The following is a 12,386-nucleotide window of genomic DNA, read 5'->3' on the forward strand; positions in this document are numbered from 1 at the left end:
GACGGCTGGGCGGGCTCACCAGTTCGGCGCCCGCTTCTCGACGAACGCCCTCAAACCCTCCTGCGCCTCGTCCGATGTCGCGACGTTGCAGAAGTCGTCCACGGCGCTTGCGATGCTGCGCCGATAGTCGAGATCGATCTGGCGCATGAAGGCGGCGCGGCCCATCCGCAGCACGGCGGCCGATTTGCCGGCGAATTGCGTCGCAAGCCTCCCGACCTCGGCGTCGAGCTCGGCATCGCCGACCACACGGTTCACCACACCGAGCTCGCGCGCCTCCGCGGCGCTGAAGACGCGGCCGGTGAACAGCAGCTCGAAAGCGCGGTGACGTCCCACGATGCGCGGCAGATGCGCATAGTGGATCGCGGGGATGACGCCGACGTCGATCTCGGGATAGCCGAACGTCGCGCTCTCGGCCGCCAGCACCACGTCGCAGGACACCGCCATGGTCATGCCGCCACCGCGCGCCGCACCGCCGACCGCGGCGATCGACGGTTTTCCGAGCCCGTATTGGGCATCGTAAAGGTCGATATAGAGCGCCTGGAGGAATTCGCGGATCTGGGCGCCGGATTTGCCGAGCAGGATGTCGAGGTCGAGCCCCGCCGAAAAGCGTTTGGGAATCGCACTCGCCAGCACGACCACGCGCGCGTCCGCATCATCCGCGGCGCGGCGGAGCGCCGCGACCACCGCGCGGATGACATCGAGGCTCAGCGCGTTGACCGGCGGGCGGCGCAGCGTGATGCGGGCGATGTTGTCGGCGCATTCGTAAGCGACGGGATCGTCAGATGTCACCGGGGTCTCCATGTTTTCAAGGCGTCAGCGTCTTCAACTGACGGTCGATCTGTCGCAAGACGTCGCAGGCTGGCGCGAAGGCGCCGTCGCCGATCAGCCGCCAAATGTCGTTGGTCTGCTCCGTCAGATGCGGAATTGTCAACGGGAGCCAGGGAGCGCCAGGCCAAGATTCGGGCCAGGATATTTCATCGTCATCCTCCCATTCCGATGGACGCCCGCCGCCTTGCTCGGTCGCTAGCTTACGTTGCGACGCAAGCCGTGCAAGACCTCGGGCGCGCATGCCAGGCTGGGCGCTGGCATGCGCGACTTCGACGCGGTCGATGCCGACGGCAATCAGGTCACGTTCGGGATGGGTATCCCTGGAACCGAATGAGGCCGCGCCCGGCACCGGCTGGCATTCGCGATATCGGTCGCGTATAATTTGCGCGTTTCTTGACGGTCACCCGAATGTCCAGCCTCGCGCGTCCTTGCGGTCTTGCAACTCTCCTCGCGGTGCTCTGCGTTGGCGGAGCGCCGGCGCATGCGCAAGTCGCGCCCGTGCAATACTGGATCCCGGGCGGACCATTCGGCTTTGGCGGCAGTGCCGTCCAGAGCGCTGACGGTTACGGCAATTTTCCGAGCTTCAATGCCGGCGATGCCAACGGAGGCTACGGTTTTCGTCCCGGTTTCTTCGTCGGAAGCCAACGCGGCAATTTGAATTGGAGCGGTCTCGGCCAGACGGGACCGACCGGTAATTTCAGCGCGCTCTCCTATGACAGCACGCAGTTCGGCTACAACACCAAGACCGCGGGCGGCATGCCGGTCACATTCTTTGCCGGTTTCAACTCGCAGAAATACGGCGACGGCATCGGCAGCTCGCTCGCCCCGCTCACCTCCGGCGCCTCGCCCGGCTACGGCGCATTCGCGGGTGTCGAGTTCAAGCCGACGTCCAATCTCAGCCTGTCATTCGGCGCCGGCGTGATCCAGCCGCAATCGGGGCGCATGGACAGCGACATCAACTCGTCGATGCTGCCCGGCGAGTCGCCGGCGCTGGGCGGTCTCCGGCGTTAGGATTGCATCACCAGTTCCGGAGGACGCCGCAGCGATTTCGGCAGATCCGGCCCGGCTCCGAAGCGCATCACGACATCGGGACGCCGATCGCCGAGGCCGAGCAAGGTCGCGAATTGCGGCCGCAATGCCGCCACCTCGACCGGCTGGTTGACGAAGGAATATTTGAGTCCCAGCGCGGTCGCCTGCAGACCGAAGCGCTGGCAGGCGCGGCCAACCGCGACCCAGTGCGATCTGTCGCTGCGATCGGCGGCGAGCACCACGACGCCCGAGGAGCTGACGAGCTCATCGCGGTATTTTCTGTTTTCTCCGCCTTCGGTGAAGAAGAATCTCAGGAGCGGCCGCGCGACCCAGGCGGGCAGGGACGGGTTTCCCGAGGCGGGCGCGAACAGCCCGTCCATGGTCGCGAGCGCGTCCCGCTCGTTGAAGCGCATCCAGCTCACGAGCTCGCGCATGAAGGCCTTGTCGCGCATTTGCGCCGAATTGCCTTCGAGCACATAGTCGGTGACGCCAGCGATCGCGGCGCGTTCGGTCATCAGGATCGCCGTGACGTTCGGTTCGCGACAGGCGTTCTCGAGCTGGCGCAAGATTTCGGGCGTGGCAGGCCTGCCGTCGAAGATCGAGCGGGTGCATTGCCTGACGGGAATCGCGCCGGCCAGCGCCGACGTTGCCGGGCGGGCTTCCTCGAGTGCGATCACGATCCGGTCGCCGTCGACGACCGGGTTGGCGCGCCAGCCCAACGCGGCGGCTGCGAGGATAAGATTTTCGGCGGCACAGCCGAGACTGACGAAGAGGTGATGATCGTCCGGATCGACGGCCGGACAGCGGCGCGTGAAGTCGGGCGCAATCGCGATTTCGTTGTCGTGGGCGGAGAAAATCCACGGCTGTGTGTTGTGGCTGTTGGCCGCAAGCGTCGCAAAGCGCACGAGTTCGCGATTCCGCGGCGCAGCTTGCAGAGGGCCCCGCGACGTGCTCACGGCTTCGCCGTAGGTCATCGTCGCTGCTTCGGCCGGGAGGCCGCTGACGGCAGCCGCGGAAAACCCAAGCGCGGCCGCGATGAACTGTCGTCGGTCAACCACAAATATCCGCTCCTGCCCACGGCACAGGACGCTTTTAGTGCCGACGGACACCGGAGCGATTGACCGGAATCAAGGCTGGATCAATTCAGGACTCGCGGTCGAGGCGGCCCTGGGGACGCCGAGAGCCTATCGGGTAAACCGCGCCACCAATTCCACATGCGGCGTGTGGCGGAACTGGTCGACCGGCACGACGCTGTCGATCTTGTAGCCGCCATCGATCAGCAGGCGCGCATCGCGCGCAAACGTCGCGACGTTGCAGGACACCGCGATCACCACGGGCACTTTGCTCGCGGCGAGCTTCAGCGCCTGCGCCTGTGCGCCTTGGCGTGGGGGATCGAACACGACGGCGTCGAAATCGCGCAGCTCCGGCGGCACCAGGGGACGGCGGAACAGATCGCGCGGCTCGGCCTTGATTGGTTTGAGTCCCGGCGTGCGCGCAGCTTTCGCAAGCGCCGCGACCGCGCCAGAATCGTTGTCATAAGCAGTGACGCGAGCCTTCTCCGCAAGCCGTAGCGCAAACGGGCCGACGCCGCAGAAGAGGTCGAGCACCTCCTTGGCCTTGCCGACGCGTTCGGCGACGAGCGCGGCAAGCGTCTCTTCGCCCGCCACCGTCGCCTGCAGGAACGAGCCCGGCGGCAGCGTCACTTCGGTGCGGCCCATCTTCACCGTCGGCGACAGGCGTTGCAGCACCAGCTCGCCATGCCGCGTCAGCCGTGCGAGGCGATGCTGCTCGGCGACGCGCGACAGCGCCGTGACCAGCGGCGTCGGCAGCGGGCCGGAGCCGCGCACGTCGACGTCGAGGCCGTTGGCGGTGGCGGTGACCTGAATGTCGAGCGGCTTCGTCACCGGCATCTTGGACGTCAGCGGCTCGGCCAGCGCCCAGGCGGCATCGAGCGCGCCCTCGAGCGCGGGATCGAGGATCGGGCAGCGATGGATCGGGATCACGTCGTGCGAGCTCGCCGCCGAGAAGCCGACCTTGAGGATGTCATGCGTGCCGAACCGGCCGTGCAGCGTGACGCGCCTTCGGCCGGCGCCATGGGCGTCGACCAGCGGCGCCACCTCGCACTCGATGCCGGCCTGCGCCAGCGTCTCGACCACGATGCCGCGCTTCCAGGCATGATACGGCTCCGCCGCCCAGTGCTGGATCGCGCAGCCGCCACAGACGCCGAAATGCGGACAGAACGGTTCGACGCGCTCCGGGCTGGCGACATCGACCGCGAGCAGCTTGCGCCGATCGGGATGATGGCCGGCGACGTGATCGACCTCGACGGTCTCGCCGCCAAGCGTGTAGGGCACGTAGATCGCCTCGCCTGTCGTGAGCGAGACGCCGTCGCCGCGATGGCCGACGTGATCGATGGTCACGCGCTCAACCACGATGCGCGCCCAGGAAGAATTCGATATTGCCGTCGCCGCCGGCAATCGAGGAGGGAAACACCGCGATATCGGTGCAGCCGAGTGACGTCGCGAAGGCTGCGATGTCGTCGCAGATCTCCTTGTGCACGGCGGCGTCGCGGATGATGCCCTTCTTGTTGTGCTTCCGATCCGCCTCGAATTGCGGCTTGATCAGCGCCAGCAGGCTCATCGGCGCCGCGGCCAGCGACAGCGCCACGGGCAGCACTGTCTTGAGCGAGATGAAGCTGACGTCGATGACGACGACGTCGGGCCGCGCCGGCAGCCGCTTGCCGTCGTAGCTGCGGATATCTGTCTCCTCCATCGACACGATCCTGGCATGCCCGCGCAGCGAGGGATGCAGCTGGCTGGTGCCGACATCGATCGCGAACACCAGGCTCGCGCCGTTCGCCAGCAGCACCTCGGTGAAGCCGCCGGTGGAGGCGCCGACGTCGAGGCAGACATGGTCCTCGATCTCGATCGGGTAGCGTTCCAGCGCGCCGGCGAGCTTGACGCCGCCGCGCGAGACGTAGGGGTGCGCGGGCTCAGCCTGGATCACCGCGTCCTCGGCGATCGTCTCCGACGGTTTGGCGACCTGCTTGTCGTCGGCCGTGACGAGGCCGGCCTCGATGGCCGCGCGCGCCCGCGCCCGGCTCTCGAACAGGCCGCGCTCGACCAGCAGAACATCCGCGCGCTTGCGGGCAGGGGGCATCATCTCTCCGGAAGCTACCGATCGCGCTTATGTAGCGATCAATCGCGCGGCTGCCATCCGGACGCAAGCCTCGAACGCAGCCAGATCGTGCCAGACGTCGATCGGCATCGTGGCCGGCGTCACCAGCGGGCAGCCGTGCAGCTCCAGCGCATGGATCATCATGAGGTTGTCGACGAGGCCGAAATCCTCGACCGTCAGCCCCTGCGCATCGACCAGCCGTCCGCCTTCGGACGTCACGTCCATGAAGCGACCGAGGCGGTCGGCATAGGCGGCGCCGTCGTTGGAATAAGCGAGGCAGAACTTGCGTCGCCCGGCCATGTAGCCGAGTTCGTAGACCGTGCCGGGATCGGCGCCGGCGCCGCGGAACGGGGTGAGGTTCGCGATGATCGCGTCGGCCGCATCCATCATCGCCTCGTTGCCGCAGAAGATCTGCCGCGAGGCATCGGGCGCGGTGAGGTCGATCGCGTTGTCGAGGGGATAGAGGCCGGTGAGTCCGTGCGCGGTGCAGATATCGACCTTGCGCCGGCCGATCTCAACCGCATCCGGCAGGAACACGTCGGGACCTGCCAGATAGATTTTCATGGATGACCACTTCGGAGATCTTGGGCGAGCTGCGAGCCGCGGCGAGAGCTGCTCTCCCTCCCCGCTTGCGGGGGAGGGTTGGGAAGAGGGTATCCCGGCGACGAAGAGCCCCCCAGAGAGGAGAGAGCCCTCACCCGCGCCTTCGGCGCGACCTCTCCCGCAAGCGGGAGAGGTGAACAGCTCAGGCGAGCTTGACCGTCTCGGCCTTCACGTCCTTGCCGAGGGCCTCGAACACCTTGGCGACGATGCCCTTGGCGTCGAGACCGGCGCGGGCGTACATCGCGGCCGGGGTGTCGTGGTCCTGGAACACGTCGGGCAGCACCATGGTGCGGAACTTGAGCATGCCGGTGTCGAGCGCGCCCTGATCGGTCAGGAACTGCGCGACATGCGAGCCGAAACCGCCGACCGAGCCTTCCTCGACCGTGATCAGGACGTCGTGGTCACGGGCGAGCTTGAGCACCAGCTCGGTGTCGAGCGGCTTCATGAAGCGCGCGTCCGCGATCGAGGTCGAGAGGCCGTGGGCGGCGAGCTCGTCGGCCGCCTTCTCGCATTCGGCGAGGCGGGTGCCGAAGGAGAGCAGGGCGATCTTGCTGCCCTGGCGGATCATGCGGCCCTTGCCGACCTCGAGCGGAATGCCGACCTCGGGCATCTCGATGCCGCGGCCTTCGCCGCGCGGATAGCGCAGCGAGCTCGGACGGTCGTTGATCGCGACCTGGGTTGCCACCATGTGCACGAGCTCGGCCTCATCCGCCGCCGCCATGATCACCATGTTCGGCAGACAGCCGAGATAGGCGTTGTCGAACGAGCCGGCGTGGGTCGCACCGTCTGCGCCGACGAGGCCGGCGCGGTCGATGGCGAAGCGCACGGGCAGGTTCTGGATCGCGACGTCATGGACGATCTGGTCGTAGCCGCGCTGCAGGAAGGTCGAGTAGATCGCGCAGAACGGCTTGTAGCCTTCGGTCGCAAGACCGGCGGCGAAGGTCACCGCGTGCTGCTCGGCGATGCCGACGTCGAAGGTGCGGTCCGGGAAGGCCTTGTTGAAGATGTCGACGCCGGTGCCCGACGGCATCGCCGCGGTGATGGCGACGATCTTGTCGTCCTTCTCGGCTTCCTTGACGAGGCTCTGGCCGAACACGTTCTGGTAGGCCGGCGCGTTCGGCTTTGCCTTCGCCTGGGTGCCGGTGGCGACGTCGAACTTGACGACGGCGTGGTACTTGTCGGCGGAAGCTTCCGCCGGGCCGTAGCCTTTGCCCTTCTGCGTCACGACGTGGACCAGGATCGGGCCGGTCTCCATGTCACGGACGTTCTTCAGCACGGGCAGCAGATGGTCGAGATTGTGGCCGTCGATCGGGCCGACGTAATAGAAGCCGAGCTCCTCGAACAGCGTGCCGCCGTCCATCATGAAGCCGCGGGAATATTCCTCGACGCGGTTGGCGCGGTTGGCGATGATCTTGGGCAGGCGCTTGTTGATCTGCTTGGCCGCATCGCGCAGCGTACGATAGGTCTTGCCGGAGTAGAGGCGCGACAGATAGGCGCTCATGGCGCCGACGGGCGGCGCGATCGACATGTCGTTGTCGTTGAGGATGACGATCAGGCGCGAGTTCATCGCGCCGGCGTTGTTCATGGCTTCATAGGCCATGCCCGCCGACATCGCGCCGTCACCGATCACGGCGATAACGTTGTTCTTGCCGCCGGAGAGGTCGCGCGCGACGGCCATGCCGAGGCCGGCGGAGATCGAGGTCGAGGAATGCGCCGCGCCGAACGGATCGTAATCGCTCTCGCTGCGCTTGGTGAAGCCGGACAGGCCGCCGCCGGTGCGCAGCGTGCGGATGCGGTCGCGCCGGCCGGTGAGGATCTTGTGCGGATAGGCCTGATGGCCGACGTCCCAGATCAGCCGGTCGCGCGGCGTGTCGAAGACGTAATGGATCGCGGTGGTGAGCTCGACCACGCCGAGACCCGCGCCGAAGTGACCGCCGGTCACCGAGACGGCATCGATGGTCTCCTGCCGCAGCTCGTCGGCGACCTGGCGAACTTGCTCGATCTTGAGCTTGCGTAGGTCATCCGGTGTCCGAATGGTGTCGAGAAGCGGCGTTTTACTGTATGCGTTCACGGCGATTTCCAATTTGTCAGCGCCGGAAGGTCGTTCCGGTGCGCGATGGGTTTGCACAATATCGGCGCAGCGCGAGTCCTTAAACCGTCGGAGCCACCTGCATGGGGCAAAGCCCCGTCTTCAAGCTTAGGTGAGCTTAAGTGCGCTCCGGTTCAGTCTCTGTGATCCCTGTCACGTAGATCGGCTTCGTCCGTCCCAGCCAATTTCATTAGCAGTTTGAAGCGCTTGCCGTCGGCAATCGGTGCCCACGCAAGGCTTACAAAAAGCCACACTCCGCGCAGCTTTACACCAAAGCTTGGGCCAAAGCCAACCCGCCGGGCCGATGACGGCCATGCACATGCACCCCGCGGGCCAGAGTGGTTAACCGTGGCGCCGGGGTGCGGGTTCCACCCTTGCCCGGTTCCTCGGCGGGATTTTGGGCGAGAGGAGGGCCATTTCGCACGGATTCGGAGGGGTGAGATCCGCGCGAGCCGAGTTCCGCGCTCTTGACCGCGGGCCATCTGGTCCCATCAGTGGGAAGCGCGGCGTGCGATCATGAAAAAATGCAGGCGCCTGAAGCTTGAGGCGGGGGCTTTGCCGGCCGGCCTACTGCACGTCGAGCGGGGCGGTGCCGGTGGGCTGCCCGCTGGCATCGGTGGTGATCTTGTCGACGCGCGCCTCGGCCTGGCGCAGCAGTTCCTCGCAGCGGCGCTTCAACGCCTCGCCGCGCTCGTAGATCGTCACGGATTCCTCGAGCGGCACCTTGCCGTCCTCGAGCCGCTTCACGATCGTTTCGAGCTCCTCGATCGCGCGTTCGAAGGTGAGCCTGGTGACGTCGACTTGGGTATTTTCGGCCATATCCGTTTCCGATTGCCCGATTCGCATTCCCTGGAGAGAAGGCGCGTTTTGCGGGCTTAATGTGGCGAGATCCTCAGGCGCCCATCAGGGCGCCGACATGCGCCGTAACAGATTCTTTCAGTCCTTGCAGGTCATAGCCGCCCTCGAGCACAGAAACAACGCGGCCTCCGGCGGTCTTGTCGGCGAGGTCCATCAGCTTGCGCGTCACCCAGGTATAATCCTCCGCGCGCAAATTCAGCGAGGCCAGCGGATCGCGGTAATGTGCATCGAAGCCCGCGGAGATGATGAGCAGCTCGGGGCTGAATTTTTCGAGCTGCGGCAGGATCAGATTCTCGAACGCGGAGCGGAATTCCGGGCCGCCGTCTTCGGAGGCGAGCGGCGCGTTGACGATGGTGTCGTGGTCGCCGCGCTCGCCCTTCGCGCCGGTGCCCGGAAACAGCGGCATCTGGTGTGTCGAGCAGTACATCACGGTCGGGTCCGACCAGAAGATGTCCTGCGTGCCGTTGCCGTGATGGACGTCGAAATCGACGATGGCCGCACGATTGATGCCGTATTTGCGCTGCGCGTGGCGCGCGGCGATCGCGACATTGTCGAAGAAGCAGAAGCCCATCGGCTTGCCGATCTCGGCGTGATGGCCGGGCGGGCGCACCGCGACGAAGGCGTTGCGGTGCTCGCCGTTCATCACCGCTTCGGCCGCTGCCACCGCGCCGCCGACGCCGCGCATCACCGCTTCCCACGTGCCCGGAGACATCGAGGTGTCGCCGTCGATATAAACCTGACCGCTGGCCGGCGCGATGTGGCGCAGCTCGGTGACGTAATGCTCGTTGTGGCACAGCGTGACGAGATCGAGGTCGCCCTCCGGCGCCAGGTCGCGCGCCAGGAACTGGAAGCGCTCATGCGACAGCGCTTCTTCCACCGCGCGCAGGCGGTCCGGTCGTTCAGGGTGTCCCGGCGGCGTGACGTGGTCGAGGCAGGCCTTGTGGGAGAGGAGAAGCGTGCTCATCAGGTCGGCCTCACAGGATACGGGCTCTCGACGTCGTTGGCGCATCCGGCGTCAAAACGCAATGCAAAACCCAATCTATGCGTTCCCACGGGAATGGCAAAGGGTGGCCCGGCGCGGCCCGTTTGATCCAGATCAATTCACGCGCAGGATGCGGGTCAGCGGTAGCGGACCGATCGGCCCGTGCGCCCGGAAGAACGCGAACAGTGCATCCGCGTCGTAGCCGCCATATTGCGGCGCCGTGCCCTGCTTGGCGACCGTGAAGCCGTCGCCGCCGACGGCGAGGTAATCGTTGACGGTGATGCGGTAGCCGCTTCCAGGCTCGATCGGCCTGCCGTTGAGCGTCATCTTGTCGGGCATGACGCGCTCGCCGAATGGCTTCGTCGCATCCCAGGTGTAGCTGAATCCATTCGAGACCTGGAGAATCCGCGGGCGCTTCGGATCGAGCCATTGCTGCTCCAGCATGTCCTTGAGCTGGCGGCCCGTCAGCGTCATCGTGACGAGGCGGTTGCGGAACGGCTGGCTCGCGAACAACTCGCCGAACGACACCGCGCCGTTCTCCTTCGGGATGACGTCGGTGCGGATGCCGCCTGGATTGGTGAGCGCGATGACAGCGCTGCCATCCTTGGCGTCCCTGGTCGCGGCGAGCTGCGCGTCGGCGATGACGTCGCCGAGCGCGCTTTCGCCGGCCTCGTTCGGCACGCGCGACAGCGTCTGCGTCACCGATCCGGCCGGGCGATTGGCGATCGGCGCCGACAGCTTGTCATAGGCGTCGATCAATGCCGTCTGCTCGGGGTCTTTCGCCAGCGAGGCATTGGCGACGATGACGTTCTCGGCCCTGGCGCCGACGATGTCGCGTGTCACAGGATCGAGCTTGAGGTCGATCGCGGTGACCAGCGTGCCGTATTTGTCGCCGCTGGTGACGAGCCGCCCGTCGATATCGCAGACATAGGCGCGGTGGGTGTGGCCGCTGACGACGACGTCGACGGCGCGGTCGAATTTTTTGACGATATCGACGATCGGCCCGGTAATGGCCGGGCAGTCGTTGTAGTCGCCGGCGGGTTCGCCGCCCTGGTGGATCAGCACGACGATCGCCTCGACGCCGCGCGCCTTCAGCTGCGGCACCAGCGCGTTCACCGTTTCGGCTTCGTCGCGGAATTCGAGCCCGGCGATACCAGCGGGTGAGACGATGCCCGCGGTCTCTTTCAAGGTCAGCCCGATGAAGGCGACGGGAATGCCCTCGAACTCCCTGATCTCGTAGGGCGGCAGCACGCTCTTGCCCGTCGCGGTCTCCACGGTGGAGGCTGCGAGATAGCGGAATTTCGCGCCCGTGAAAGGATGCGGCCCCTGGCAGCCGTCGACCGGGTGGCAGCCGCCGTTCTGCATCCGCAGGAGCTCGGTCTTGCCCTCGTCGAACTCGTGATTGCCGACCGAGGTGATCGCGAGCCCCATCATCGAGAGCGCCTCGACCGACGGCTCGTCGTGAAACATCGCCGACAAAAACGGGCTCGCGCCGATCAGGTCGCCGGCGGCGACGAAGATCGTGTTCTTGTGCCCCTCGCGCAGCTGCTTCACCAGCGTCGCCATGTATTCGGCGCCGCCCGCCGCCACCATCACCTTCTTGGTCTTGTCCTCGGGGTCGTTGATCCGGATGCCGCCCGGCGGCGGTCGCAGATTGCCGTGGAAATCGTTGATCGCCAGAATGCGCAGCTCGACCGGCGCTGTGGTCTGGGCTGAGGCGGGGAGGGTGCAGGTCAGCGCGAGTGCGGCAAGGATGGATCGGTATCGCATGGAACAACATTAGTCGTTCCGCGCGAAGATTTCACGAAGCATTGTCGTGAACCTGCCGCGGTAGGACGAGGATTCTATCCCCGACCACAGTATCGTAGGGTGGGCAAAGCGAAGCGTGCCCACGCAGTTTTTGCGGTCGAGAGAGATCGTGGGCACGGCGCAAGTGCGCCTTTGCCCACCCTACGATACCGGGCTCGCAGACAGAGCTTGCTACCGCTTCTTCCGGTTCGCGAACGCGTTGAACGCCGCAATCGCTTCGTCCGATTTCAGACGCTCGCCGAACAGATGGCCTTCCTGGTCGATGCGGCGGGTGAGCTCTTCGGGCGGGGCGCGCAGCAGCTTGCGCGAGGCCGCGACCGCATCGGCCGGAAGCCGGCAGATGTCGCGCGCCACCTTGCGCGCCTCGACCTCGGTATGTCCCGGCGAGACCACGGTGTTGACGAAGCCGGCCGCGTGGGCCTCCGCGGCGGTAAAGGTCCGCCCCATCACCAGCATCGCGAAGGCGCGCTGATACCCCATCGTGTTCGGCATCAGCAGGCTGGCTGCGCCGACCGGAACGAGCCCGAGGTGGATATAGGGCGCCGAGAATGTCGCAGCGTTCGAGGCGAGCACATAGTCGCAGTGGAACAGCATCACGGTGCCCATGCCGATCGATGCGCCGTCCACGGCCGCGATGATCGGCTTGACGTTGAGGGCGAGCGAGTAGAGGAATCTTGCGCCGTCCGACAGCGTCTCGGAATTCGAATCGGCCTGCATGAAGTCGTCGATGTCGTCGCCGGCGGTGAACACGCCGGAGCCGCCGGTGATGATCATGCAGCGGATATCGGGATTGTTCTGCGCGGTGTCGATCGCGCGGCTCATCTCGCGATACATGTCCTGCGTGATCGCGTTCTTCTTGCTCGGGCGGCGCAGGGTGATGACGCGCGTTCCGCGCTCCTCGGTCACGACGATATTGCCATTCGGCATGAAAACCCCCTGCGCTCGCCGCGGCGCTGCTGGCGAGTCCTTGAAACTTCAGCCTACATCATCTTTCAGGCATGCCAATCCGTC

At 66.0% G+C, this 12,386-nt stretch carries 12 protein-coding genes; 1 reads left to right on the forward strand and 11 read right to left on the reverse strand.

Going from position 1 to position 12,386, the window contains the following annotated elements; translation table 11 throughout:
* Positions 1-15: 15 nt before the first annotated feature.
* Positions 16-789 (reverse strand): enoyl-CoA hydratase/isomerase family protein, encoded by a 774-nt coding sequence (locus tag I3J27_RS09565; RefSeq protein ID WP_270168040.1) that lies wholly within the window; start codon positions 787-789, stop codon positions 16-18.
* A gap of 16 nt (positions 790-805) precedes the next feature.
* A complete protein-coding gene (locus I3J27_RS09570) occupies positions 806-1,177 on the reverse strand; it encodes a hypothetical protein (protein ID WP_270168042.1) in 372 nt (123 codons plus the stop codon).
* Between the two features lie 59 nt (positions 1,178-1,236).
* Between I3J27_RS09570 and I3J27_RS09575 the strand changes: the two genes are divergently transcribed.
* A complete protein-coding gene (locus tag I3J27_RS09575; protein WP_270168044.1) occupies positions 1,237-1,839 on the forward strand; it encodes a hypothetical protein in 603 nt (200 codons plus the stop codon).
* Here the strand turns inward: I3J27_RS09575 and I3J27_RS09580 are convergent.
* The 9 genes from I3J27_RS09580 to I3J27_RS09620 all read right to left on the reverse strand — a co-directional run bounded on the left by I3J27_RS09580 (position 1,836) and on the right by I3J27_RS09620 (position 12,302).
* Entirely contained in the window at positions 1,836-2,915 is a 1,080-nt protein-coding gene (locus tag I3J27_RS09580) for an Acg family FMN-binding oxidoreductase (protein ID WP_306417059.1), read from the reverse strand. The genes I3J27_RS09575 and I3J27_RS09580 overlap by 4 nt on opposite strands.
* Before the next feature lie 126 nt (positions 2,916-3,041).
* A complete protein-coding gene (locus I3J27_RS09585) occupies positions 3,042-4,289 on the reverse strand; it encodes a class I SAM-dependent RNA methyltransferase (protein ID WP_270168046.1) in 1,248 nt (415 codons plus the stop codon).
* Positions 4,282-5,016 (reverse strand): TlyA family RNA methyltransferase, encoded by a 735-nt coding sequence (locus I3J27_RS09590; protein ID WP_270172644.1) that lies wholly within the window; start codon positions 5,014-5,016, stop codon positions 4,282-4,284. The genes I3J27_RS09585 and I3J27_RS09590 overlap by 8 nt, the downstream gene beginning before the upstream one ends.
* A 27-nt stretch (positions 5,017-5,043) precedes the next feature.
* Positions 5,044-5,598 (reverse strand): nucleoside 2-deoxyribosyltransferase, encoded by a 555-nt coding sequence (locus I3J27_RS09595; RefSeq protein ID WP_270168048.1) that lies wholly within the window; start codon positions 5,596-5,598, stop codon positions 5,044-5,046.
* A 181-nt stretch (positions 5,599-5,779) separates the two neighbouring features.
* Positions 5,780-7,708, reverse strand: coding sequence for a 1-deoxy-D-xylulose-5-phosphate synthase (gene dxs, locus I3J27_RS09600; RefSeq protein WP_270168050.1), 1,929 nt, complete (start codon positions 7,706-7,708; stop codon positions 5,780-5,782).
* Positions 7,709-8,293: 585 nt separating this feature from the next.
* On the reverse strand, positions 8,294-8,545 hold the full coding sequence (locus I3J27_RS09605; RefSeq protein ID WP_270168052.1) for an exodeoxyribonuclease VII small subunit: 252 nt from the start codon (positions 8,543-8,545) through the stop codon (positions 8,294-8,296).
* A 73-nt stretch (positions 8,546-8,618) separates the two neighbouring features.
* The gene (locus I3J27_RS09610; RefSeq protein ID WP_270168054.1) at positions 8,619-9,548 is read right to left on the reverse strand and encodes a histone deacetylase family protein; all 930 of its coding nucleotides are present in this window, start codon (positions 9,546-9,548) and stop codon (positions 8,619-8,621) included.
* Between the two features lie 132 nt (positions 9,549-9,680).
* Positions 9,681-11,336 carry a bifunctional metallophosphatase/5'-nucleotidase gene (locus I3J27_RS09615; RefSeq protein WP_270168056.1) on the reverse strand — a complete coding sequence of 552 codons (1,656 nt, stop codon included), beginning with the start codon at positions 11,334-11,336 and terminating at the stop codon, positions 9,681-9,683.
* 210 nt (positions 11,337-11,546) lie between these two features.
* Positions 11,547-12,302 (reverse strand): enoyl-CoA hydratase-related protein, encoded by a 756-nt coding sequence (locus I3J27_RS09620; protein WP_270168058.1) that lies wholly within the window; start codon positions 12,300-12,302, stop codon positions 11,547-11,549.
* Positions 12,303-12,386 lie beyond the last annotated feature (84 nt).

The organism is Bradyrhizobium xenonodulans, from assembly GCF_027594865.1.
Taxonomy (GTDB): Bacteria; Pseudomonadota; Alphaproteobacteria; order Rhizobiales; family Xanthobacteraceae; genus Bradyrhizobium; species Bradyrhizobium xenonodulans.